Raw genomic sequence first — 24,680 nt, 5'->3', positions numbered from 1 at the left:
GCCCTCTGCCAAGGAATCAAGATGATGACGACACGTAAAACCAGTGGCGCACTCGCTGCCGCGCTGTGCTGCCTGGGCGCAGGCGGAGCAACCCAGGCCGCCGGGCAGCCGATTCAGATCAAGGCCGTGGTCCTGAGCATGTTCGAGGTCGGCCAGGATCAGGGAGACAACCCTGGCGAGTTTCAGTTCTGGCGTGAGCGCGCCGGCCTGAATCAGTGCATGCCACTCGCCCAGGGCTTTCATGACGTATGCCTGAACCCTGAAACCGGCGTCCTGGCAACGGTGACCGGCATGGGCACTGCCCGTGCGGCGGCGTCGGTAATGGCCCTGGGCATGGATCCGCGCTTTGACTTGAGCAAGGCGTACTGGCTGGTTGCAGGCATTGCCGGCATCAATCCGCACAAAGGCTCCATCGGCTCGGCGGCCTGGGCCAACTATGTGGTGGACGGTGACCTGGCGCACGAGATCGATGCGCGGGAAATCCCCAAGGACTGGAAAACCGGCTACACCCCGTTCTTTCGCGCAACGCCTTATGCCCAGCCACGTTCGGACAGCATCGGCGAAGTCTACAAGCTCAATGGTCGACTGGTGGACTGGGCCTACAACCTGACGAAAGACGTGCCGCTGGTAGAAAACCAGGACCTGGCAGCGTTTCGCCAACAGTTCAAGGGTTTCCCCCAGGCCGTCCTGCCGGCCAAGGTCATGAAAGGCGATAACCTCGCCTCCTCGACATTCTGGCACGGCGCGCGGCTCAACGACTGGGCCGGTGACTGGGTCAAGTACTGGACCGACGGCAAAGGGCAATTCGTGACCTCCGCCATGGAGGACAGCGGAACCCTGCAGTCCCTCAGTTTCCTGAGCAAGGCAGCGAAGGTGGACCTGGACCGCGTGCTGGTATTGCGTACCGCCAGTAACTACACCATGCAGCCGACCGGCATGAGCGCCGCGCAAAGCATGGCTCATGACCAGGCGGGTTTCGTCGGCATGCGGCCCTCGCTCGAAGCCGCCTATCGAGTGGGCAGCACGGTGATCAACGTGCTGACGGGAAACTGGGAGCTGTATTCCCAGACCCTGCCGGGACACTGAACTCATGACCCGGCCTGGTGAACGCCATAAAACAATCCAGGCCATGACCCGAGAAGCACGATCGAGCACTGACAGGCGGATGTACTTGATAACCGCACTCGTTGTTTGAACACACTTCCTGGCGACTGAAGCCGCTGTTTACCGGTTCGGACAATAACCAGCCAGCGCGTTGCCGGCGCTGACGCTTAACACCCATGCCCGTTAGCTGACGTTCAACTAACCCGCATGACGGCCACGCCTTGCCTGGAAAACGGCAGGACTTACAACTAAGTGAAGAGGTGTTTTATGAAAATCCTCGTGGGTTTATTACTGGGATGCTTATCGGTAACGGCCTGGGCCGCTACCCCCGCGGTTCCGTGCAAGGCCGATATTGCGGTGATCGGCGGTACCTTCATCAACGATGCCATGTTGAAGTCCGGAAAACTCAAGGAGTCCTTCACCCTTGAAACTCCAGCCGGAACTTCGCCAACTATTTATTGCGGCAACTATAAAAACGTTCCGTTCTATTACATCAACATGCATGGCGACGGAAAGATCGTCGAAACCTGGGCCGCCCTTTACCAGCTACGGGTTCGTGATGCGATTGGCGGGGCAACAGCCGGCGGTATCAATCCGGCAATGAAACTCCACGATCTGGTAGTGGCCGATGACGTCATCGACTTCAACATCGACCGGCCACTGGCTCTGCCGGATGCCATCTACCGCAAGGGCGACCATCCGGTTCCGCGCTATACGCCGGCCATGGATCCCATTCTTCGCGACATCCTGATCGATGAGACGCAGAAACGCCTGAACCGTGGAGACGCTCCCGTCGCCGGGATCAACCTGCACAAGAGCGGGGTGATCATGCAAACCCGCGGCGGGCGTTTCGAAACGGCCGCGGAAGTGCGCATGCTGGCCAAGATGGGCGGCGACCTGGTGACCATGAGCGTGGGTTCGGAAGTGATCTATGCGCGAATGGCCGGGATCAACTATGCCTCGCTGATCGCCATCTCCAATCCAGCCGAAGGCCTGGGTAACTGGACATGGGACACCATTCGCGAAGTTTACCCACGGCTTAATCCGGTTTGCCTGGAAATCGTTCTGGAGTCCTTGCCGAAGATTGCCGCCATCGGCAATAAGCCGCGGGTCGGCGACAGTTTGCGTATTCACCCGGAAATGACCTCAGAGAAGAAGTAAGCGAACTTCAACTTGCTCTAGAAGGCTGTGCAAGTACGGCAGGAACACCTTGTGTTTCTGCCTGTACGCACTCGCCTGTCGTTCAACAACTTTTACATAAAAGCAAATGTAGTAGGGGAGTGTTCCATGGGTACATATAACTGGCGTCACCCGCAAAAACTGGCCCTGGCAGTTGCGGCTGCTGTGCAGATTCTCGGCGGACAGGCCATGGCCGAGGATCAGAAAGAGACAGTCGAACTTGAGGACTACATTCTCAAGGAGAGTGTCGAAGACACCATGGGCATCATGCCCAGCCAGCCGGTGAAGAGCGTTTTCGGCCTGGGCAAGTCCATCGCCGAAACCCCGCGCTCGGTGTCGGATGTGTCGTCCGACCTGATCGAAAACTACGGCTTGCGCGATATCAACGACCTGGTTCGCCTTGCCCCGGGAGCCTACACCAGCTCCTTCTTCGGAGTGCCGGGAGCGCTGAGCCTGCGTGGCGATGCCGCGGATAACTACTTCCGGGGTTTCAAGCGGGTAGAGAACCCTGGCAACTATGCAACGCCGATCCGCGCCGCCAGTTCGGTCGATATCGTGCGTGGCCCGGTTTCGCCCATCTACGGCGCCGGCAAGGTCGGCGGCTACATGAACTTCAACCCGAAATCCTCGAAGTCGGGAACCTCCAAGTTCATCGAAAAACCTACCGGGCAATTCGGTGTGACCGTGGGCTCCTATGACCAGTACATCACCACCGCCGAAGGCGGCTCGCCCTTTGAGCTGGGTGGCCGCCAGGGTGGCGTCTATGGCTTCTTCGAGCAGGAGGACTCGAAAAGCTACTTCGACAACGTCGAACCCAAGTCGACCATCGGCCAGATCGCCTTCGACATGGACCTCACCGACAACCTGCGGACCGAGTTCGGCGGCCAGTACCTGAAAGCCAAACGCATCCAGAACCCTGGATGGAACCGGGTCACCCAGGACCTGATCGACCACGACACCTACATCACCGGCGCGCCGTCCAAGATGAGCTCAAGGGGCGATGTGCTGTTCCCTGACGATGTACGCAACAACATCAGCCCGGGCGTCGGTTTTCCACCAGGCAGCGGCAACTCCAAGCTGGACGTTTTCTGCCTGAACTACAGCAACTGCTTCTTCGACCCGAAAGACCCGAACGCGGCATTGAGCAACCCCGGGACCACCAAGCTCGACCGCAACAAGGTGTTCACCGACAAGAAGGACAAGGGCGAAAGCAAGGCCGCCACGGCGTACTTCGACCTTATCTGGTCGCTGGACAATGACATGGAGCTCAAGAACCAGTTCTTCTACGACTCCCTGGACCACAACAAATACACCAGCTATGGCTTCACCGCCGACTACGACGCCTACACCTGGGAAGACAAGGTCAGCCTGAGCTTCCCGCTGCAGATCGGAGAGGTCAGCACGTCCAACGTCGTCGGCGTCAACTATCGCTACTACAGCGCCATCGACCGAGAGTCCTACCTCGATGAGATCCTCGACCGCCGCGACCTGAATGTCGGGCCGACACCGGACGACAGCTTCGACATCGGCCATACCGGCAACGTCGAGATTGCCCCCGGCATGTACCGACGCAACTTCAATACCCAGAGCGCATCCATCACCAAAAACACCGGCGCGTTCATGCTGTCCGACATGAACTGGCAGAACTGGAACCTGCTGCTGGGCTATCGCTTCGACTACTACGACGCCAAGGCCAAAGAGAAGGCCCAGGCCACCAATGGCGATCTGGTCGGCGATGCCAATGGCGACGGGCGCCCGGACAAAGCCACCAACCACAACACCACTGACTCGTTCAGCGCCAGCCTCTCGTACAAGACACCGTGGGGGTTCATCCCTTACTTCACCTACGCCGAGTCGACCGCGCTGTCGGCCAACCAGGCGGGTGGCGTAACGGCGTCGGACGTCTCCAGCGGCAACTACCTGCAGGACTCGAAACTGCGCGAGTACGGCATCAAGTACAACAGCGAGAACGGCAACGTCTACGCCGCGCTGGCCTACTACGACCAGGAGAAGACCTACCGCGACTCGCAAAACGGCAGCACCGTGCTGGTCAACGGCAAGGGGTACGAAGGTGAGTTGCGCTGGATGCTCAACCAGAACTTCTCCATGACCGCCTCGGCGACCAAACAGAAGGTGCGCGAGAAAGGGCAGCCTTTCACCGTGCTCAATACCGCCGCTGTCGCCCAAGCCTATGGCCTGGATCCGTCGCAACTCTACGGCTTCCGCTTCTTCGACCCAACCGGCCAGGTGCTGGGCGGCGAATACGATCGTGGCGGCGTACCGGAATGGGTAACCAGCCTGTATGGCAATTACACCCAGCCGACCCCTTGGGGTGGCCGTGTGAACGCCAGCCTGGGCTTCACCTGGGTAGACGAGCAATGGGCGGACAACCAGAAGCAGATCAAGCTGCCTGACTACACCGTGTGGAACGGCTCGGTGGGCTACTCCGAAAAGTCCTGGGAAGCGCTGTTTACCGTCAACAACCTGTTCAACGAGAAGTACTTCACTTCCGCCAACCTGTTCGACTCGACCCTGGTGTTCCCTTCCGCTCCGCGTACCTACACCGCCAGCTTCGTTTACAAGTTCTGATCTCGCTGGCTAACCAGGGAGGCCCCGCCCGGGGCCTCCTCATAGCAGATGGATTTCAAGCATTCGGCGACTCGCCCATGGCCGACCTCAGCGCCGCGCTCCCCCTTCGCGTCCGCTCAATAGCTGGCGCGGCATTCATGACAAATGCGCCAGCCGCCTGGCGGCATGAGTTCCAACGCGCCATGAACGGATGCCCTGCAACTTAGGTGGAAGACCTGTAATGAACCACAACGACCCTGAAACCCCGATCGATCCCCGCCGTCGCCACTTTCTCGCCGGTGCCGCGGTACTGGGTGCCGGCGCCGCGCTCAGCGGCTGCACGCCCAACAGCGATGCGCCCCAGGCACCGGTCAAGCGCCCCCTGTCCGCTGCCGAGCTGGACAGGGCACTGCGCAACCACGTCAAGACGGTGGTGGTGATCTATGCCGAGAACCGTAGCTTCAACAACCTGTTCGCCGATTTCCCCGGCCTCGAACAGCCTCTTTCCAGCCTCGAGCCCGCCGCTTACCAGCAGCGCGACCGCGACGGCAGCCTGCTGCGAATCCTGCCCCCGGTCTGGGGCGGCACCCTGCATCTGGGACCACAGACCGTGGATGGCGTGACCTACCCGGCTGGCGTGCCATTTCAGCAGGACCTGCCGAACGCGCCGTTCGCCCTCAAAGGCCCGAATGCCGAGGACCTGCCGCTGAGCCTGGTGACCCGCGATTTGTCCCACGAGTTCTTCCAGAACCAGATGCAGATCAACGGTGGCATGAATGACCGGTTCGCCGCCTGGTCCGACTCCGGCGGCCTGACCATGGGGCACTACAGGCAAAGCCGCTATACCCTTCGCCTGTGGGATATCGCGCGGCAGTTCGTGCTCTGCGACAACTTCTTCCAGGGCGCCTTTGGCGGTTCATACCTGAACCACCAATACCTGATCTCGGCGGCGGTGCCGCACTATCCGAACGCCCGCAACTCAGTGGCCAAGGCGCAGATCGCCAGCCTGCACAGCGACGACCCCAGCGACCCGCGGCTCAAACCCCTGGCCGACTCGCCCGCCAGCGCCATGGACGGCCCCGCCCAGTTCGGCCCCTGCGCGCTCACCCCGGACGGTTACGCGGTCAACACCTTCGCCCCGCCCTACTGGCCAACCTGGCAACGCGACCCACAACGGCCGGACTATTCCAAACCGGACCTGCCCTTCGTGCTGGTTGCGCAACACCACGAGCACATCGGCGACAAGCTGTCGCAAAGGAACATCGACTGGGCCTGGTACGCCGGTGGCTGGCAGGCCACCCTGGATGAGTTCAGCGGCTCGAGCGCGATCCCGAAAATCCCCAACTTCCAGTACCACCACCAACCCTTCAACTACTTCCGCCAGCAAGGCCCGGAACACCCCGGCGAACGCGCCAGGCGCCTGCGCGACGGCGGCCTGGGCGACGACCCGTCGACGAACCGGTTCTTCGCCGACGCCCTGGCCGGCAAGCTGCCGAGCGTGAGCTTCTACAAGCCCCAGGGCAACCTCAACATGCATGCCGGGTACGCAGATGTCGCCGCGGGCGACCGCCATCTGGTCCACGCGATCAAGACCCTGCAGGACAGTCCGCAGTGGAACAACATGGTGCTGATTGTCACGGTCGACGAGAACGGCGGCTGGTGGGACCACGTGGCCCCGCCCAAGGGTGATCGCTGGGGCCCGGGCAGCCGCATTCCGGCCCTGGTGGTGTCACCCTTCGCCCGCAAGGGAACGGTGGATCACACGGTGTATGACACGGCATCGATCCTGCGCCTGGTGACCCGGGTCTTCGACCTGGAAAAGCTCGATGGCCTGAAACTGCGTGACGAGGCCATGGCCGCCCGGGACCAGACACCCATGGGCGACCTGACCAATGCGCTGCAGTTCGATTAGCCCGCGCCGGAAAGGACTGACTGCGGCAGACGTCCAGTGGATCGGATTCTGGGCGGCCTTGCTCATCCCCTGCATTCGCTGCGACGCCATCGTCGAGCTGCCGGCTCCTGCCTCTGTAGGAGCCAGCCGTGCGACGATGCTTCAGGCCACGCCAGGAATCGCACGCGGTTCACCACGGACCGGCCACAACTGCGCCACCGCCCAGGCCAGCTCGAAAAACAGGATCACGCCGATCAAGGCCATGCCGCCCTGGGCCAGGGCGTAGATCTGCCAGGTAGCGAACAGCAGCCGGCCGGCGGCGTCGTAACGTCCGAAGGCCAACTGCGGATCGCGGATGCGCAGCACCGACCACACGCAGACGATCGAGCCCATCAGGTTGACCATCAGCATGTGCATGGGCTCGAACGGCGGCAGTGCGCCGGGCAGGTCGAGGGCCCGGCTCCACTGCTGCATCAGGCCGTGCAGGGCGAGAAAGCTCCAGGGGGTGACAAAGGCGGCGGTGACGATCAGGTCGTACCAACCGCTGGCCCGCACCAATTGACGGTATTGCGCTGTGCTCCACATAAAGGATCGCTCCGGATATTCAAGGAGCACACAAGCTAAAGCCTGGAGTATGCTCCAGGGTCAAGCCCTTCCGAGACTCCAGCATGCGCATCGGTGAACTTGCCCAGGCCTGCGCCGTCAGCCGCGATACCCTGCGTTTCTACGAGCAGCGCGGGTTGATCGCGGCGCAACGCAGCGCCAACGGCTATCGTGAATACCCCAGCGACATGGTGCAGCTGGTGCTCTACATCAAGACCGCGCAGCGCCTGGGCTTCAGCCTCGGCGAGATCGGCAGCAGCGTTGCCGCGATCTGGCATGCCAGCGATCCGGACAGCGCCGTGACGCAGCTGCTGCAAGACAAACTGACCCTGATCGAGACCCGCATCAGCGAACTGGGCGAGTTGCGCCAGGAGCTGCGACAGCGGCTCGGCCAGCGTTGCCCATTAAATCCATGATCTTCACTCATCAAGGAATCCCCGCATGTCTACGCCAAAAACCGCACTGATCATCGGCGCCTCCAGAGGCCTGGGCCTGGGCCTGGTGCAACGTCTGCTGGACGCTGGCTGGCAGGTCACCGCCACCGTGCGCAACCCGCAAAAAGCCGAGGCGCTCAAGGCCCTGGGCCCGGTCCGTATCGAGCAACTGGACATGGACGACCAGCAGGCGGTGATCGCCCTGAACCAGAAGCTCAAAGGCGAAGTGTTCGACCTGCTGTTCGTCAACGCCGGGGTCAAGGGGCCGGACGACCAGACGCCAGGCAAGGCGACCCTCGCGGAAGTCGGCCAGCTGTTCTTCACCAACGCCGTGGCGCCGATCAACCTGGCCCAGCGTTTCCTCCCACAAATCCGTCCGGACAGCGGCGTGCTGGCGTTCATGAGTTCGGTACTGGGCAGCGTGACCATGCCCGACGCACCGGAGCTGGCGCTGTACAAGGCCAGCAAGGCAGCGCTGAACTCCATGACCAACAGCTTCGTCACCCAGCTCGAGCAGAAGCTCACCGTGCTGTCGCTGCACCCGGGCTGGGTGAAGACCGACATGGGCGGCGAAGGCGCGGACATCGACGTCGAGACCAGCACCCGCGGCCTGATCGAGCAGATCAATGCCTATACCGGCAAGGGCGGGCACCATTTTGTCAACTACAAGGGCGAGACCATTCCCTGGTAAGCCAGTACCTGTAGCCGCGGCCAGAGGCTGCGATAAGGCGCGAAGAGCCTTCCCGCGGCTGACATCGCAGCGCCCACTGCGTGGCCGAACGCAGCCTTCGGCAGCGGCTACAGGACGTCATCGCGGGCTAGCCTTGCGCCTACGGAGGGCGTGCTGGCCAGCGATAGACCGCAACGCGGTCTCGCCGTAAACTGCACCCCGCGTCGATCCTGACGCCCCTGGATCAGCAGACAGGGCAACACTGAGCTGGCTAACCTGAACCCACTTTCAGAGGAGCCGGCCACCATGCCTGCGACCCGTACCTGGTTAAAGAATCCCCTCGCCATTTTCACTGGCAATGCCCTCGACGCCCGTGGCGGCCTGGTGCTGCAAGACGACCTGATCGTCGAAGTGCTCGGCGCCGGCCAGCAACCCGCCCAGCCCTGTGGGCAGGTCTTCGATGCCCGCGAGCATGTGCTGCTGCCGGGGCTGATCAACACCCATCACCACTTCTATCAGACCCTGACCCGCGCCTGGGCGCCGGTGGTCAACCAGCCGCTGTTCCCCTGGCTGAAAACCCTGTACCCGGTCTGGGCCCGGCTGACCCCGGAGCAACTCGCCCTGGCCAGTAAAGTGGCGCTGGCCGAACTGCTGCTGTCGGGCTGCACCACCGCCGCCGACCACCACTACCTGTTCCCCGAAGGCCTGGAAAACGCCATCGACGTGCAGGTGGCCAGCGTGCGCGAACTGGGCATGCGCGCCATGCTCACCCGCGGCTCCATGAGCCTAGGCGAAGCGGATGGCGGCCTGCCGCCGCAGCAGACCGTGCAACAGGGCGAGGTGATTCTCGCCGACAGCCAGCGGCTGATCGCCGAGTACCACGAACGCGGCGCCGGCGCGCAGATCCAGATCGCCCTGGCGCCCTGCTCGCCGTTCTCGGTAACCCCAGAGATCATGGCGGCCAGCGCCGAGCTGGCGGAGAAACTCGACGTGCGCCTGCACACCCACCTGGCGGAAACCCTCGACGAGGAAGACTTCTGCCTGCAACGTTTCGGCCTGCGCACCGTGGACTACCTGGACAGCGTCGGCTGGCTCGGCCCACGGACCTGGCTGGCCCACGGTATCCATTTCAACCCCGATGAAATCGCCCGCCTCGGCGCCGCCGGGACCGGCATCTGCCATTGCCCGAGCTCCAACATGCGCCTGGCCTCGGGCATCTGCCCGACCCTGGAACTGACCGACGCCGGCGCGCCCGTCGGCCTGGGCGTGGATGGCTCGGCCTCGAACGACGCCTCGAACATGATTCTCGAAACCCGTCAGGCCCTGTACCTGCAACGCCTGCGCTACGGCGCCGAAAAGATCACCCCGGAGTTGGTGCTGGGCTGGGCCACCCAGGGTTCGGCACGGCTGCTGGGGCGCAGCGATATCGGCGAGCTGGCCGTGGGCAAGCAGGCCGACCTGGCGCTGTTCAAGCTCGATGAGCTGCGCTTCTCCGGCAGCCATGATCCGTTGTCGGCGTTGCTGCTGTGCGGCGCGGACCGGGCGGACCGGGTGATGGTCGGCGGCCAGTGGCGGGTGATCGACGGGCAGGTCGAGGGCCTGGATCTGAGGGGCCTGATTGCCGATCACAGCCAGGCGGCCCGGCAGCTGATCGCCGGCGCCTGATCCGGCGTTATCGCGAGCAAGCTCGCTCCTACAGGGAACCGGTTCCGATCATTTCCAGAATGAATCACGCCGGATGTAGGAGCGAGGCTTGCCCGCGAAGCTTTTACAGCCCCAACAGCGACAACATGATGAAGGTCGCGAACAGCACGAAGTGAGTCATGCCTTCGATGGCATTGGTCTCACCGTCATTGAGGTTGATCGCGCTGACGATCAAGGTGATGAAGATCATCACCGTCTGCACCGGGGTCATCGCCATCTGGAACGGCTGGCCGGTGTAGAGCGCCATCGCCTCCATCACCGGCACCGTCAGGATCACCGTCGACAACGACGCGCCCAACGCAATGTTGACCACCGACTGCATGCGATTGGCTAACGCCGCGCGCAGGGCCGTGAGGATTTCCGGCGCCGCGGAAATCGCCGCCACCAGGATCGCCGTGATCACCGGCGGCGCGCCCGTGCCTTCCAGCCCCAGGTCGAGGGTCTTGGACATCACCTCCGCCAAGGCGCCGATCAGTACCACGCCAAACACCAGGGTGGCGATGGAAAACGCCAGGCTGACAGGCGCCGACTGATCTTCCGTCGGTTCTTTCTTGCGGCGTTTTTCCGGGTAGCTGTAGCTGAAGAAGTAGCTGTGGGCGCCGACCTGCATGCGCAGGAACAGGGTGTACAACAGCACCATGGCGCCAATGGTGAAGGCCGAGTAGAGCTTCCACTTCGACTCGGGAATGAACTCCGGCACCACCATCGACACGCCCATGGCGGTGAGGATCATCACACTGTAGGAGCGGGCCGAGTCGTCGTTGTAGGCCTGCTCGCCATGCTTGATCCCGCCCATCAGCGCGGCCAGGCCGAGGATGCCGTTGATGTCGAGCATCACCGCCGAATAGATGGTGTCGCGCACCAGGGTCGGCGAGGCCTCGTTGCTCATCATGATCGCCAGGATCACCACCTCCACCAGGACCGCGGCGAGGCTCAGGATCATGGTGCCGTAGGGGTCGCCGACCTTCTCCGCCAGCAGCTCGGCATGATGGGCGACGCGCATCGAGGCCGCGACGATAAAACCGATCAGCACCAACCCCGAGATCAGCGCCACGCCCTGGCCGCTGTTGAGCAGCGCATGCTCCAACGGATAGGCAACCAGCGCCGCGAGCAGCGCCAGCAACAGAAAACTTTCTTGCTTGAGTGAAGTGAACATTGCAGTCCTTTGACCGGATAAATCGAGCAGAAAGAGATGAGCTAAAGACTGCATGGAGTCACTAACGTTTCGTTACACCTTAGTGCACCAGGGGTTGGCATGGAGTGGGCGTAGCGCACCGGGTTAGCTCTTGGGCGGCCTTGAGATTGATCGCGGGCAAGCCTCGCTCCTACAGGTTTTACGCCATGCCGGATCCCAGGATCGCCGCGACTCTGTAGGCGCGAGGCTTGCCCGCGAAGGCTTCACCCTGGTCCTCGAAGATTTTGTTGTCCTGTTGGTCAGCTATTTGCATTGAGCCATTCAAGCCTTAGAGCCCAGCCACGCCCCACAACAAAATGGAGTCCGGATTCATGCATAAACGTCCGTTGCAAAAACTGCTGTGCGCCCTCACCGCGGCCATCGGCCTGAGCGTCTCGCTGGGCGCCAGCGCCGCCGATCCGTTGAAGGTCGGCTTCGTCTATATCGGCCCGATCGGCGACCACGGCTGGACCTATCAGCATGAACAGGGGCGCCTGGTGCTGGTGGAGAAGTTCGGCGAGCAGATCAAGACCAACTATGTGGAGAACGTTGCCGAAGGCGCCGACGCCGAGCGGGTGATCCGCAACATGGCCAAGGATAAGTACGACCTGATTTTCACCACCTCCTTCGGCTACATGAACCCGACCCTGAAAGTCGCCAGGCAGTTTCCCAAGACCACCTTCGAACACGCCACCGGCTACAAGCAGGACAAGAACCTCGGCACCTACCTGGCCCGCACCTATGAAGGTCGCTACGTCGGCGGTTTCCTCGCGGCGAAGATGACCAAGAGCAAGAAGGTCGGCTACATCGCCTCCTTCCCGATCCCGGAAGTGATCCGCGACATCAACGCCATCCAGCTGGCCCTGAACAAATACAACCCGGGCACCGAGATCAAGGTGGTGTGGGTCAACTCCTGGTTCGACCCGGGCAAGGAAGCCGACGCCGCCAATGCCCTGATCGACCAGGGCGCCGACGTGATCTTCCAGCACACCGACAGCCCGGCGCCGATCCAGGCCGCCGAGCGCCGTGGCGTGTACGCCGTGGGCTACGCCTCGGACATGGCCCACTTCGGCCCGAAAGCGGTGCTGACCTCCATCGTCAACAACTGGGGCCCGCACTACATCCAGGCCACCCAGGGCGTGCTCGACCACAGCTGGAAATCCCAGGACTACTGGGGTGGCTTGAAGGAAGGCACGGTCGAACTGCCGATCAGCGATCTGGTGCCGGCCAATGTCAAAAGCGAAGCCGAGCAGATCATCGCCGACATCAAGAGCGGCGCCTTCCACCCATTCACCGGGCCGATCAAGGACCAGGCCGGCGTGGAAAAACTCGCCGCCGGGGTCAGCGCCAGCAACGCGGAACTGGCGTCGATGAACTATTACGTGGAAGGCATGAAGGCCGACATTCCGAAATGACTCGCCTGTAGCCGCTGCCGCGGGTTGCACCAAGTCCCGAAGGTCCTTTGCTCGATATCCAGAGCACGCCCCCTTCGTCGGAGTGCCGCCCAGATCGAACGCAGCCTGCGGCAGCGGCTACAGGGCAGTGAGTACCTTGAGAGCATTTATATGAACCAGCTGCCAATCATCGACATCAGCCCGCTCTACGGCGACGACGCCCAAGGCTGGAACAGCGTCGCCCAGCAGATCGACCGTGCCTGCCGCGAGTGGGGGTTCTTCTATATCAAGGGCCACCCGATCACCTCCGGGCGCATCGACCAGTTGCTCGACGCCGCCCGGTATTTCTTCGCCCTGCCGGCCGCCGAGAAACTCAAGATCGATATCACCCAGACCCGCCACCATCGCGGCTATGGCGCGATCGCCACCGAGCAACTGGACCCGGACAAACCCAGCGACCTCAAGGAAACCTTCGACATGGGCCTGCACCTGCCGGCCGACCATCCCGAGGTGCTCGCGGAAAAACCGTTGCGCGGCAGCAATCGGCACCCGGATATCGCCGGCTGGGAAACCCTGATGGAGCAGCATTACCTGGACATGCAGGCCCTGGCCCAGACCCTGCTGCGGGCCATGACCCTGGCCCTGGGCATCGAGCGCGATTTTTTCGACCGCCGCTTCAAGGAGCCGGTCAGCGTCTTGCGCCTGATCCATTACCCGCCGCGGCACACTGCCAGCAGCGACGAACAGCAAGGCGCCGGCGCCCACACCGACTACGGCTGCATCACCCTGCTCTACCAGGACAGCGCCGGCGGCCTGCAGGTGCGCAATGTCCAGGGCCAGTGGATCGACGCCCCGCCCATCGAGGGCACCTTCGTGGTCAACCTCGGCGACATGATGGCGCGCTGGAGCAACGACCGTTACCGGTCGACGCCGCACCGGGTGATCAGCCCGCTGGGGGTGGACCGCTACTCGATGCCGTTCTTCGCCGAACCCCATCCGGATACCCGCATCGAATGCCTGCCCGGCTGCCAGGATGCCGGGCGTCCGCCGAAGTACCCGGTCACCACCTGCGCCGAATTCCTCTTGTCGCGGTTCGCCGATACCTATGCCTATCGCCGGGAACCGCAAGCGTCCTGATCGCCCGGCGGGTCAGGTTTTACCGAATAGTCCGCGTGCGCCTGTAGAATGCCTGCCCTTATGGGCGCGATTGGAACCTGACGCGCCCGCGCAGCCCTGGGGAAACCCGGGGCCGGCGCCTGTCATCGAACCTTGCGGTGGGCTTTTCGCCGCAGGATGATGGAGCGCAATACGTTCACGCAGCGCTCGACTGCACCTGATGAGATCACACCCATGTACGACTGGCTGAACGCCTTGCCCAAGGCCGAACTGCACCTGCACCTCGAAGGATCCCTGGAGCCCGAGCTGCTGTTCGCCCTGGCCGAACGCAACAAGATCGCCCTGCCCTGGAGCGATGTGGAAACCCTGCGCAAGGCTTATGCCTTCAACAACCTGCAAGAGTTCCTCGACCTGTACTACCAGGGCGCGGACGTACTGCGCACCTCCCAGGATTTCTATGACCTGACCTGGGCCTACCTGCTGCGCTGCAAAGAGCAGAACGTCATCCACACCGAACCCTTCTTCGATCCGCAGACCCACACCGATCGCGGCATTCCTTTCGAAGTGGTGCTCAACGGCATCGCCAGCGCGCTCAAGGATGGCGAGCAGCAACTGGGCATCACCAGCGGCCTGATCCTGAGCTTCCTGCGGCATCTGAGCGAAGACGAAGCGCAGAAAACCCTCGACCAGGCGCTGCCGTTCCGCGAAGCCTTTGTCGCGGTCGGCCTGGACAGTTCGGAAATGGGTCACCCGCCGAGCAAGTTCCAGCGGGTGTTCGACCGGGCCCGCAACGAAGGTTTCCTCACTGTCGCCCACGCCGGTGAAGAAGGCCCGCCCGAGTACATCTGGGAAGCCCTCGACCTGCTGAAGATCCAGCGCATCGACCACGGCGTGCGCGCCTTCGAGGACGAGCGACTGATGCAGCGCATCATCGACGAGCAGATCCCGCTGACCGTCTGCCCGCTGTCGAACACCAAGCTCTGCGTGTTCGATCACATGTCGCAGCACAACATCCTCGAGATGCTCGAGCGTGGGGTGAAGGTCACGGTGAACTCCGATGACCCGGCCTACTTCGGCGGCTACGTCACCGAGAACTTCCACGCCCTGTACACCCACCTGGGCATGACCCAGGACCAGGCCAAACGCCTGGCGCAGAACAGCCTGGATGCGCGGCTGGTCAAGCCGTAAACCACCATCGCGGGTAACCTGCCCGCGATAACCCTGTAGCCGCTGCCGCAGGCTGCGCTCGACCGCGAAGCGGGCGCCGCTCTTGAGGGCCTCGAAAGGTTCTTCGAACCTTATCGCAGCCTGCGGCAGCGGCTACAGGTCAGGCGCCGACTTCGCTCAACTCTTCCAGCGTCTTGCCCCGGGTCTCCATCCCGAACAGCCAGACCATGCCGCGACCGCACTATGTAGCCGCTGCCGAAGGCTGCGCTCGACCGCGAAGCGGGCGCCGCTCTTGAGGGTTTCGAAAGGTTCTTCGAACCTTATCGCAGCCTGCGGCAGCGGCTATGAGTCAGGCGCTGACTTCGCTCAACTCTTCCAGCGTCTTGCCCCGGGTCTCCATCCCGAACAGCCAGACCACCGCCGCGGCGACCGCGAAACACAGCGCGCCCAGGGCGAACACCCCACCCTGCCCGGTCATCGGGAATACCACGCCGGTCACCAACGGCCCGAGCAGCGACCCGATGCGCCCCACCGCCGAGGCGAACCCGGAGCCGGTAGCCCGCGCCGAGGTGGGATACAACTCGGGCGTGTAGGTGTAGAGCACCGCCCACATGCCGAACAGGAAGAACTGCATCAACAGGCCGGAGCTGATCAGCAGCGCCACGTTGCCGCCGAACACCGCGCTCTGCCCGTAGAAGAACGCCATGACCCCACCGCCCAGCAAGGTGATCACGCACACCGGCTTGCGCCCCCAGCGTTCCACCAGCCAGGCGGCCATGAGGAAGCCGGGAATCCCGCCGAGGGAAATCAGCACCGTGTAATACACCGACTGAGTCACGGCGAAACCCGATTGCTGCAACAAGGCACTGAGCCACGAGGTCAGGCCATAAAAACCCAGCAGGGCAAAGAACCACACACTCCAGATCATCATCGTGCGCTGGCGATAGAGCGGCGACCAGATCTCGCGCAAGGCCGAAAAGAAGTGCCCCGGCACGCTCTCCACCCGCGGCAGGCGCACCGGCTCGGGCAGGTCCGCGCGCTGCAGCGAGGCGCGGACCTTATCCTCGATCCGCCGCAGCACCTGGTCGGCATCGGCGTGCCGCCCGGCCTGCTCCAGCCAACGCGGCGACTCGGGGATGAAGAAACGGATCGCCAGCACGAACACCGCCGGGATCGCCAGGACCAGGAAGATGTCGCGCCAGCCAATCAGCGGCAGCAGGAAGTACGAGAGCACGCCCGCCGCGACGAAACCCAGCGGCCAGAAGCCGTCCATCAAGGCGATATAGCGCCCGCGCCGCTTGGCCGGGATCATCTCCGAGAGCATCGACTGGGCGATGGGAAACTCCATGCCCATGCCGATCCCCAGCAGCACCCGGAACAGGGTCAGGCTGTCCACCGTCTGCGCCGTGGAGCACAGGTAACTGGCGATGCCCCAGAGCACGATGCTCCACTGGAACACCGGCTTGCGCCCGAAGCGGTCGGCGAGCATGCCCGACAGCGACGCGCCGACCACCATGCCGAAGAAACTCGAACTGGCCAGCAGGCCGGCCTGGGCGGTGCTCAGGCCGAACTCGGCTTTGATCGAGCCGAGCAGGAACGTCATCATCGCCAGGTCCATGGAGTCGAAGAAAAACGCCAGGGCGATGATGATGAAAATGACCCGGTGATAACCGCTGATGGGCAAGCGTTCCAGACGCTCTGCCGCACTGTATCCCTGACTTGCCATGCCCCGTCCCCCCGATTGAATGGTCTGCAATCGAGTGTGCAAGATCGACGCCGCCGCTCAGTGCTGGATGCGACCTGCCCGCACCCGGCAACGACGCCGCCGGCCTGGGTCAGTGATCGGCATGGGTTGGCTTGGGGTAATGCGCGGAAACTTCAGCGCAGCGCACCTGCAACATGTCCCGCAGCAGCTTCACCGGTTTGCTCAGTTGCGCCCGATGCGCGCACAACAGGTTCAGCGGTGCCAGTTCGCAGCGCAGCTCCGGCAGCAGCACCTTGAGCCGCCCGGCCAGCACATCGGCCGCCACGTCGAGCCAGGACTTGTAGGCGATGCCCCGCCCCGCCACCGCCCACAGGCGCACCACATCGGCGTCGTCGCTGAAGCGATCGCCGCTGACCGTCAGGCCGACCTCGCGCTTGCCGTCATGGAAACTCCAATGGTCATGCACCCGGCTGCCAAGCATGTAGAGCAGGCAATTGTGCTGGGCCAATTGCTCCAGCTGACGCGGCTCGCCGTGGCGGGCCAGGTACTCGGGGGCGGCCACCAGTACGCGGCGGTTCTGCGGCGCGACAGGCAAGGCCACCAGGCTGGAATCTTCCGGTTCGCCGTAACGCAGGGCGATGTCCACCGGCTGGCGAAACAGGTCGGCGATACGGTCGCCCAGCAGCAGGCGCAGCGTGAGCTTGGGGTGCTCCAGCTGGAACTGGTCGAGCCAGGGCAGCAACAGATTGCGGCCGAAATCCGAGGGCGCGGACAGCTGGAGAACGCCGCTGACCTGATCCTGCCCGCTGGCCAGCAGGCGCCGCCCCTCCTCCAGGTTGCTCAGGGCCGCGCGGGCGTATTCGAGAAACCCTTCGCCCTCGGCGGTCAGGCGCAGGCTGCGGGTCGAACGCGCCAGCAGCCGGGCGCCGAGCTGCTGCTCGATACGCTTGAGCCCAGCGCTGGCCACCGCCGCCGACAGGTCCATGACCCGCGCCGCGGCGGACAGGCTGCCGAGGTCGGCGGCGCGCACGAACAATTGCAGGTCATCGAAACGCAGCATCTGGCTCACCGGGCATTATCAAAAAAATATTGAAAGAGACTGCTGTTTTAGCCGGTTTTATCTTCCGGGGAAATGGCCAATGATCGGCCTACCGTCATATCAGCTCGTCACGCCAGCCTTTGAAGGAACTCCCTATGTCGCAAGCTTTTACCGCCATTGCCACCCTGGTCGCCAAGAGCGGCCAGCAGGCCGTGCTCAAGCGCGAACTCAGCGCCCTGGTGCAACCGAGCCGTGAAGAAGCCGGCTGCCAGTTTTACAACCTGCATCAGGACGCCGAGGCCCCAGGCACCTTTTATGTACTGGAGCGCTGGGACGACGAGGCGGCCCTGGAATTTCACAACGCCACGCCGCACTTCCAGCATTTTCTCAGCCAGACCCGCGAGGCGATCGAGCACTTCGAGCTCAAGCGCCTGTTGCTCCTCTGACCCAACCTTCATCTTCATCAGGAAAACCCACCATGAAAGCCATCGCCTACTACACCTCCCTGCCGATCGACGATCCGCTGTCCCTGCAAGACATCGAACTGCCGGAACCGCTCGCCGGCCCCCGGGACCTGCTGGTGGAAGTCAAAGCCATCTCGGTCAACCCGGTGGACACCAAGGTCCGCCAGAACGTCCAGCCTGAAGGTGGCGCCGCCAAGGTGCTGGGCTGGGACGTGGCCGGGGTGGTCAAGGCGGTGGGCAGCGACGTCAGCCTGTTCAAGGCCGGCGACAAGGTGTTCTACGCCGGCTCGATCGCCCGCGCCGGTGGCAACAGCGAATTGCACGTGGTCGACGAACGCATCGTCGGCCATATGCCCAAGAGCCTGGGCTTCGCCGAAGCCGCCGCCCTGCCGCTGACCGCGATCACCGCCTGGGAACTATTGTTCGAACGCCTGCAGATCGCCGAAGGCCAGGCCGATCGGCAGCAGAGCCTGTTGATCGTCGGCGCGGCCGGCGGCGTCGGTTCGATCCTCACCCAACTGGCCAGCCAGCTCACCGGGCTCAAGGTCATCGGCAGCGCCTCGCGCGCCGAAACCCAGGGTTGGGTACGCGAGCTGGGCGCCGACCTGGTGATCGACCATAGCCAGCCGTTGAGCCAGGAACTGAAAAAAGCCGGCCAGGCCAGCGTCACCCATGTCGCCAGCCTGACCCAGACCGATACGCACCTGGACGAGTTGGTCGAGGCCCTCGCGCCCCAGGGCCGGCTGGCGCTGATCGACGATCCGAAAACCCTTGACGTGACCAAGCTCAAGCGCAAGAGCCTGTCGCTGCACTGGGAGTTCATGTACACCCGCTCGCTGTTCGAAACCGCGGACATGCAGGAGCAGCACAAGCTGCTCAATCGCGTCGCCGAGCTGATCGACGCCGGCACCTTGAAGACCACCCTGGGCGAGCACTTCGGCACGATCAACGCGGCCAACCTGCGGCGCGCTCACGCGTTGCTGGAAAGCGGCAAAGCCAAGGGCAAGATCGTGCTGGAAGGCTTCTGAAGCGGGGAGCGGACGGCATCCTGCCTGCGCTAAAAAGGGGCAGGATGCCGTCAGTCCGAGAGTTGATCCTTGTCATACTTGTGACCGTATCCGGGTCTACACTGGGGGCCTTTGCAATGCAGTCTTTTACGCTAGGAGGTCAGCAATGAAGATCCTGATAAAAGAATTGGCAAAATCCAAAGGCGCCCAATGGCAGGTTCAACTCGACCAGCATGTGGTGACTTTCCGCAGCGAGGCCGAAGCCCGAGCCTTCGCCAATACGCTGGAAACGCGTCTGCAAGCCCCCCACCGATTCCCCGAAAGCCAACAACGCGCCGCCGGCTGATTACAGCTGGGCGGCTTGCAGCGCCCTGGCGTTCTGCAATTTGCGGGTGACCATCGCCAGCGTCACCACCAGAATCCCACACAGGCTGATGACCGTTGCCATCGGCACGGCGCTGCCATCGTGCAGCACGCCCACCAACGCCGCGGCGCCGGCCGCCACGCTGAACTGCAGGCAGCCGAGCATCGCCGAGGCACTGCCGGCCCGCGCACCCTGACCGTTCATGGCGCAGGCCGAGGCATTGGGAAGGATGCAGCCCAGGCTGGCGATACAAATGAACAGCGGCGCCAGCAGTGGCCAGAGTTGTGCCGGGTGCAGCGAACTGACGGCGAGCAAGGCCAGGCCACCCAGCAGGTAGATCCACACTGTGCGTGCCAGCAGGAACGCCGGGCCACGCTTGGCCAGCAACCGCGCATTGATCTGCGCCACCAGGATGAAGCCGCCGGCGTTGATCCCGAAGAACCAGCCGAAATGCTCGGCCGGCACACCATAGAGCTTGATGAAGACAAAAGGCGAACCGGCGATGTAGGCGAACATCCCGGCGATGGCGATGCCCCCGGTCAAGGCATGGCCGAGGAACACCCGGTCAGCCAGCAACCGACCGTACTGGCGCAAGGCCCCGGACAACGGCTGGCGCGGCACATGGGCCGGCAGGCTTTCCGGCAAGCCCAGGGCTACCGCCAGGCCGGCCAGGGCGCTGAACAGGGTCAGCATGATGAAGATCGACTGCCAGCCGTAGAGATTCACCAGCAGGCCGCCGAGCATCGGCGCCAGGATCGGCGCCAGGCCCATGACCAGCATCAGCTGGGAAAACACCTTGGCCGAACCCACCGCATCGCACTTGTCGCTGACCACCGCCCGGGAAATCACCATGCCCGCGCAGCCGCCCAGGGCCTGGACGAACCGCGCGCCGATCAGCCATTCCAGGTTCGGTGCGTAGGCACAGGCCAGGGACGCCAGGGTGAACAACCCCACCCCGGCCAGCAACGGGATGCGCCGTCCAAAGCGGTCGGCCACCGGGCCGTAGGCCAGCTGGCCGATGGACAGACCAAGGAAGTAGGCCGCCAGGGTCAGCTGAACGTGTTTTTCATCGGTGCCAAAGGCCAGCGCCATCGCCGGGAACGCCGGCAGATAGAAGTCGATGGCCAGAGGACCGAAGGCGCTCAGGGCGCCGAGGATCAAGATTGTGCGAAGGTTCATCAGGCATCCAGGTGCGGGTCGGTCGGCAGCCCGACAGTTTATCCGCGCTTGGAGGCCTTGAACATTCCGATAGGTCGCTAACTATTAAAAAGACCGGCTAAATCCGCTCAGGCCAGCTTGACCGCATAGCCTTCTTCGCTGATCAGGCTGATCACCTCGTCGGCGGACAAGCGGCTTTCCACACCCACTTCCCTGGCCCCGAGATCGACCTTGACGCTGGCTGCCGGATCCTTGCTCTGCACCGCCTGGGTGATGGCCCGGACGCAGTGACCGCAGGACATCCCTTCGACATTGAACACTTGCATGACGCTTCTCCTGTAGTGAGGGTTGTCGCCAGTCTCGACCTTGCCATCATGGCAAGGTCAAGTTCCGGATGCATCTGCCGGGCTGGCAATCGGCGACGCGCTCGGCCAAGCTTCACCCCTCAACGACACGACACTAGGAGATTCAGCCATGCGCTGGTCGGTTATCAGCCTGTTCAGCCTCCTCGGCCTGATCGCGGCATCCCCTTCAGTCAACGCCGCCGGCGAGGACTACGGCGTCCTGATCATTTCCCGGGAACGCCTGGAAGTCGCCACGTCCTGCGAAATCGGCCTGTACATCGAGGACCAGTTGGCGGGCCGGCTGTTCCAGGAACAAGCCACGTCCTTCAACCTGCCGCCGGGCAAAGTCTCGCTGCGCCTGAAACTGCTGCCGGGGCAGATGCCGGGCTGCAACCCGGGCATGCTCGCGCCAGGCTCCCAGGACATCAGCCTCAAGGCCGGCGACGTACTGAAGTTCCGCATCGCCATGAGCCCGTCGGGCCTGCTCCTCCAGCGCACCGGCCTGGGATACTGAGGCCGCGGGTCGTCGCCTGCGCCCTGTCCCTCCCCGGAACCGGCACGGGCGACGATCCGGGCGCTACCCCCGAGACAGATTGAAGCACCCCGCACCATGGCGCTTGACCTTGCCAGCATGGCAAGGTTGATCCTGTAGACCACCGTTTACAGGGAGTGTCAGTGATGTCCGAATCAACCACTTTTGACCTGCCGATTGCCGGCATGACCTGCGCCAGCTGCGCCGGGCGCGTGGAACGCGCCTTGGGCAAGGTCGCGGGCGCCGCGGCCGTCAGCGTCAACCTCGCCACCGAACAGGCCCGCGTCCAGGCGCCCAGCGACAGCCTGCCGGCGCTGATGGCCGCGGTGCAGGATGCCGGCTACAGCGTGCCGGCCCACAGCCTGGAGCTGAACATCGGCGGCATGACCTGCGCCTCCTGCGTCGGTCGCGTGGAACGCGCACTGAGCAAGGTGGCCGGGGTCACCCGGGTCAGCGTCAACCTGGCCAACGAACGCGCGCACATCGATCTGCTGGGCCAGGTCGATAGCGCCGACTTGATCGCCGCCGTCAGCAAGGCTGGCTACTCCGCCACCCTGTGGCAGGCCGAACATCCCGAGCGCGACGATCAGGAACAACGCCTGCGGCGCGAACGCTGGTCCCTGGTGCTGGCGATCCTGCTGGCCCTGCCGCTGGTGCTGCCCATGGTGGTGCAACCCTTTGGCCTGCACTGGATGCTCCCGGCCTGGGCGCAGTTCGTCCTGGCCACGCCGGTGCAATTCATCTTCGGTGCGCGTTTTTATGTCGCCGCCTGGAAAGCCGTGCGCGCCGGCGCCGGCAACATGGACCTGCTGGTGGCCCTGGGCACCAGCGCCGGTTACGGCTTGAGCCTCTACCAATGGGCCATCACCCCCGTCGGCGGCATGCCGCACCTGTACTTCGAGGCCTCGGCCGTGGTCATCGCCCTGGTGCTGCTGGGCAAGTACCTGGAAAGCCGCGCCAAACGCCAGACCGCCAGCGCCATCCGCGCCCTCGAAGCCTTGCGCCCGGAACGGGCGATCCAGGTCGTCGATGGCCGTGAGCAGGAAGTGGCGATCAGCGCCCTGCGCCTGAACGACCTGGTGCTGGTCAAGCCCGGCGAGCGCTTCCCGGTGGACGGCGAAGTGGTCGAAGGCCAGAGCCATGCCGACGAAGCCCTGATCAGCGGCGAGAGCCTGCCGGTGCCGAAACAACCCGGCGACCCGGTCACCGGCGGCGCCATCAACGGCGAAGGCCGGCTGCTGGTGCGGACCCTGGCCCTCGGCGCGGAAACCGTGCTGGCGCGCATCATCCGCCTGGTGGAGGACGCCCAGGCCGGCAAGGCACCGATCCAGAAACTGGTGGACCGGGTCAGCCAGGTGTTCGTGCCGGCGGTGCTGGTGCTGGCCCTGGCGACGCTGATCGGTTGGTGGCTGTATGGCGCGCCGCTGGAAACCGCGCTGATCAATGCGGTCGCGGTGCTGGTCATCGCCTGTCCCTGCGCGCTGGGGCTGGCCACGCCAACCGCGATCATGGCCGGCACTGGCGTCGCCGCCCGCCACGGAATCCTGATCAAGGACGCCGAAGCCCTGGAGCGTGCCCATGAAGTCAGCACGGTGGTCTTCGACAAGACCGGCACCCTGACCTCCGGCACGCCACGCATCGCTCACCTGGATGCGGTCGACGGCGACGAAGACCGCCTGCTGCAACTGGCCGGCGCCCTGCAACGCGGCAGCGAACACCCGCTGGCCAAGGCGGTTCTCGACCTGTGCGCCGAACGCCAGCTGGCGGTGGCCGACGTCAGCGCCAGCCAGTCCCTGACCGGCCGCGGCATCGCCGGCACCCTGGACGGCCGCCAACTGGCCCTGGGCAACCGGCGCCTGCTGGAAGAAAGCGGCCTGCAGGCCGGCGACCTGGCGGCCTCGGCCCAGGCCTGGGAAACCGAAGGCCGCACCCTGTCCTGGCTGATCGAACAACAGCCGCAATCGCGGGTGCTGGGCCTGTTCGCCTTTGGCGACACCCTCAAGCCAGGCGCCCTGCAAGCGGTGCAGCAACTGAGTGCGCGCCATATCGGCAGCCACCTGCTGACCGGCGACAACCGCGGCAGCGCCAAGGTGGTCGCCGAGGCCCTGGGCATTGCCGACGTGCACGCCGAAGTGCTGCCCGCCGACAAGGCCGCCACAGTCGCCGAACTGAAAAAGACCGCGGTGGTGGCGATGGTCGGCGACGGCATCAACGACGCCCCGGCCCTGGCCGCCGCCGATATCGGCATCGCCATGGGCGGAGGGACCGATGTGGCGATGCACGCGGCGGGGATCACCCTGATGCGCGGCGACCCGCGCCTGGTGCCGGCGGCCCTGGAGATCAGCCGCAAGACCTACGCGAAGATCCGCCAGAACCTGTTCTGGGCCTTCGTCTACAACCTGATCGGCATTCCGCTGGCGGCGTTCGGCCTGCTCAACCCGGTATTGGCCGGGGCGGCGATGGCGCTGTCCAGCGTCAGCGTGGTGAGCAATGCGCTACTGTTGAAAACCTGGAAACCCAAAGACCAGGAGGACGCCCGATGAACATCGGCCAAGCAGCCCGCAAGAGCGGCCTGAGCGCCAAGATGATCCGCTACTACGAGTCCATCGGCCTGCTCCGGCCGGCCCATCGCAGCGACAGCGGCTACCGCCTGTACGGTGACGACGACCTGCACAGCCTGGCCTTTATCAAGCGCTCGCGGGACCTGGGGTTTTCCCTGGAGGAAGTGGGCAAGCTGCTGACCCTGTGGCAGGACCGCCAGCGCGCCAGCGCCGATGTCAAAGCCCTGGCCCGCCAGCACATCGACGAGCTCAACCGGAAAATCGCCGAGCTGGCCGGGCTGCGCGACACCCTGCAGGACCTGGTGCAGCACTGCCACGGCGACCATCGCCCGGACTGCCCGATTCTCAAGGACCTGGCCTCCGGCGGATGCTGCACGCCCCCATGACCTGTAGCCGCTGCCGCAGGCTGCGACAAGGGCCGAAGGCCCTTCTGGCGGTTTCAAGAGCAGCGCCTGCTTCGCAGTCGATCGCAGCCTATCGGCAGCGGCTACGTGATTCACGG

At 64.0% G+C, this 24,680-nt stretch carries 22 protein-coding genes; 16 read left to right on the top strand and 6 right to left on the bottom strand.

Annotated elements, in window-relative coordinates:
• Window positions 1-24: 24 nt before the first annotated feature.
• The 4 genes from C4K27_RS03580 to acpA all read left to right on the top strand — a co-directional run bounded on the left by C4K27_RS03580 (window position 25) and on the right by acpA (window position 6,763).
• The gene (locus tag C4K27_RS03580; protein ID WP_053259540.1) at window positions 25-1,086 is read left to right on the top strand and encodes a purine nucleoside permease; all 1,062 of its coding nucleotides are present in this window, start codon (window positions 25-27) and stop codon (window positions 1,084-1,086) included.
• Window positions 1,087-1,371: 285 nt separating this feature from the next.
• The gene (locus tag C4K27_RS03575) at window positions 1,372-2,265 is read left to right on the top strand and encodes a phosphorylase family protein (RefSeq protein ID WP_053259526.1); all 894 of its coding nucleotides are present in this window, start codon (window positions 1,372-1,374) and stop codon (window positions 2,263-2,265) included.
• Window positions 2,266-2,391: 126 nt separating this feature from the next.
• Window positions 2,392-4,872: a TonB-dependent siderophore receptor gene (locus C4K27_RS03570; protein ID WP_169834590.1), complete on the top strand. Its 2,481-nt coding sequence runs from the start codon at window positions 2,392-2,394 to the stop codon at window positions 4,870-4,872.
• Window positions 4,873-5,092: 220 nt separating this feature from the next.
• Window positions 5,093-6,763 (top strand): acid phosphatase, encoded by a 1,671-nt coding sequence (acpA, locus tag C4K27_RS03565; protein WP_053259525.1) that lies wholly within the window; start codon window positions 5,093-5,095, stop codon window positions 6,761-6,763.
• Window positions 6,764-6,904: 141 nt separating this feature from the next.
• On the opposite strand, the gene C4K27_RS03560 is transcribed toward acpA, so the two are convergent.
• Window positions 6,905-7,327, bottom strand: a complete 423-nt coding sequence (locus tag C4K27_RS03560; protein WP_053259524.1) for a hypothetical protein — start codon at window positions 7,325-7,327, stop codon at window positions 6,905-6,907.
• Between the two features lie 83 nt (window positions 7,328-7,410).
• Here C4K27_RS03560 and C4K27_RS03555 point away from each other — a divergent pair, with 83 nt between their 5' ends.
• The 3 genes from C4K27_RS03555 (at window position 7,411) to C4K27_RS03545 (ending at window position 10,114) form a co-directional block, all read left to right on the top strand.
• Entirely contained in the window at window positions 7,411-7,761 is a 351-nt protein-coding gene (locus C4K27_RS03555) for a MerR family transcriptional regulator (protein WP_053259523.1), read from the top strand.
• 25 nt (window positions 7,762-7,786) lie between these two features.
• The gene (locus tag C4K27_RS03550) at window positions 7,787-8,470 is read left to right on the top strand and encodes an SDR family oxidoreductase (protein WP_053259522.1); all 684 of its coding nucleotides are present in this window, start codon (window positions 7,787-7,789) and stop codon (window positions 8,468-8,470) included.
• A 285-nt stretch (window positions 8,471-8,755) separates the two neighbouring features.
• Window positions 8,756-10,114, top strand: coding sequence for an 8-oxoguanine deaminase (locus tag C4K27_RS03545; RefSeq protein WP_053259521.1), 1,359 nt, complete (start codon window positions 8,756-8,758; stop codon window positions 10,112-10,114).
• Between the two features lie 103 nt (window positions 10,115-10,217).
• Here the strand turns inward: C4K27_RS03545 and C4K27_RS03540 are convergent, their stop codons facing one another.
• Window positions 10,218-11,309, bottom strand: a complete 1,092-nt coding sequence (locus C4K27_RS03540; RefSeq protein WP_053259520.1) for a calcium:cation antiporter — start codon at window positions 11,307-11,309, stop codon at window positions 10,218-10,220.
• A gap of 350 nt (window positions 11,310-11,659) precedes the next feature.
• On the opposite strand from C4K27_RS03540, the gene C4K27_RS03535 reads away from it, so the two are divergent.
• The 3 genes from C4K27_RS03535 to C4K27_RS03525 all read left to right on the top strand — a co-directional run bounded on the left by C4K27_RS03535 (window position 11,660) and on the right by C4K27_RS03525 (window position 15,025).
• Complete coding sequence (locus tag C4K27_RS03535) at window positions 11,660-12,742, top strand: BMP family ABC transporter substrate-binding protein (protein WP_053259519.1); 1,083 nt, start codon at window positions 11,660-11,662, stop codon at window positions 12,740-12,742.
• A gap of 150 nt (window positions 12,743-12,892) precedes the next feature.
• Window positions 12,893-13,858 (top strand): 2-oxoglutarate and iron-dependent oxygenase domain-containing protein, encoded by a 966-nt coding sequence (locus C4K27_RS03530; RefSeq protein ID WP_053259518.1) that lies wholly within the window; start codon window positions 12,893-12,895, stop codon window positions 13,856-13,858.
• Between the two features lie 213 nt (window positions 13,859-14,071).
• Complete coding sequence (locus C4K27_RS03525) at window positions 14,072-15,025, top strand: adenosine deaminase (protein ID WP_053259517.1); 954 nt, start codon at window positions 14,072-14,074, stop codon at window positions 15,023-15,025.
• 328 nt (window positions 15,026-15,353) lie between these two features.
• On the opposite strand, the gene C4K27_RS03520 is transcribed toward C4K27_RS03525, so the two are convergent.
• Both C4K27_RS03520 and C4K27_RS03515 read right to left on the bottom strand, forming a co-directional pair.
• Window positions 15,354-16,730, bottom strand: coding sequence for an MFS transporter (locus tag C4K27_RS03520; protein WP_053259516.1), 1,377 nt, complete (start codon window positions 16,728-16,730; stop codon window positions 15,354-15,356).
• Window positions 16,731-16,839: 109 nt separating this feature from the next.
• Entirely contained in the window at window positions 16,840-17,769 is a 930-nt protein-coding gene (locus tag C4K27_RS03515) for a transcription regulator VimR (RefSeq protein ID WP_053259539.1), read from the bottom strand.
• A 134-nt stretch (window positions 17,770-17,903) separates the two neighbouring features.
• On the opposite strand from C4K27_RS03515, the gene C4K27_RS03510 reads away from it, so the two are divergent.
• The 3 genes from C4K27_RS03510 (at window position 17,904) to C4K27_RS03500 (ending at window position 19,565) form a co-directional block, all read left to right on the top strand.
• On the top strand, window positions 17,904-18,194 hold the full coding sequence (locus C4K27_RS03510; protein ID WP_053259515.1) for a putative quinol monooxygenase: 291 nt from the start codon (window positions 17,904-17,906) through the stop codon (window positions 18,192-18,194).
• Between the two features lie 32 nt (window positions 18,195-18,226).
• On the top strand, window positions 18,227-19,240 hold the full coding sequence (locus C4K27_RS03505; RefSeq protein WP_053259514.1) for a zinc-binding alcohol dehydrogenase family protein: 1,014 nt from the start codon (window positions 18,227-18,229) through the stop codon (window positions 19,238-19,240).
• A 145-nt stretch (window positions 19,241-19,385) separates the two neighbouring features.
• A complete protein-coding gene (locus C4K27_RS03500; RefSeq protein WP_053259513.1) occupies window positions 19,386-19,565 on the top strand; it encodes a hypothetical protein in 180 nt (59 codons plus the stop codon).
• On the opposite strand, the gene C4K27_RS03495 is transcribed toward C4K27_RS03500, so the two are convergent.
• Both C4K27_RS03495 and C4K27_RS03490 read right to left on the bottom strand, forming a co-directional pair.
• A complete protein-coding gene (locus C4K27_RS03495) occupies window positions 19,566-20,762 on the bottom strand; it encodes a multidrug effflux MFS transporter (protein WP_009042015.1) in 1,197 nt (398 codons plus the stop codon). It abuts the gene before it with no gap.
• Between the two features lie 107 nt (window positions 20,763-20,869).
• Complete coding sequence (locus C4K27_RS03490) at window positions 20,870-21,067, bottom strand: heavy-metal-associated domain-containing protein (RefSeq protein WP_007923288.1); 198 nt, start codon at window positions 21,065-21,067, stop codon at window positions 20,870-20,872.
• Between the two features lie 148 nt (window positions 21,068-21,215).
• On the opposite strand from C4K27_RS03490, the gene C4K27_RS03485 reads away from it, so the two are divergent.
• The 3 genes from C4K27_RS03485 to cueR all read left to right on the top strand — a co-directional run bounded on the left by C4K27_RS03485 (window position 21,216) and on the right by cueR (window position 24,564).
• On the top strand, window positions 21,216-21,599 hold the full coding sequence (locus C4K27_RS03485; RefSeq protein ID WP_007923289.1) for a hypothetical protein: 384 nt from the start codon (window positions 21,216-21,218) through the stop codon (window positions 21,597-21,599).
• A 164-nt stretch (window positions 21,600-21,763) separates the two neighbouring features.
• Window positions 21,764-24,160, top strand: coding sequence for a heavy metal translocating P-type ATPase (locus C4K27_RS03480; RefSeq protein WP_053259512.1), 2,397 nt, complete (start codon window positions 21,764-21,766; stop codon window positions 24,158-24,160).
• Window positions 24,157-24,564 (top strand): Cu(I)-responsive transcriptional regulator, encoded by a 408-nt coding sequence (gene cueR, locus C4K27_RS03475; RefSeq protein ID WP_053259511.1) that lies wholly within the window; start codon window positions 24,157-24,159, stop codon window positions 24,562-24,564. Before C4K27_RS03480 ends, cueR begins: the two co-directional genes overlap by 4 nt.
• The last annotated feature ends 116 nt before the right edge of the window (window positions 24,565-24,680 follow it).

Source organism: Pseudomonas chlororaphis subsp. chlororaphis (assembly GCF_003945765.1).
Classification (GTDB): domain Bacteria; phylum Pseudomonadota; class Gammaproteobacteria; order Pseudomonadales; family Pseudomonadaceae; genus Aquipseudomonas; species Aquipseudomonas chlororaphis.
This window is presented reverse-complemented; position numbering and strand designations above follow the sequence as displayed.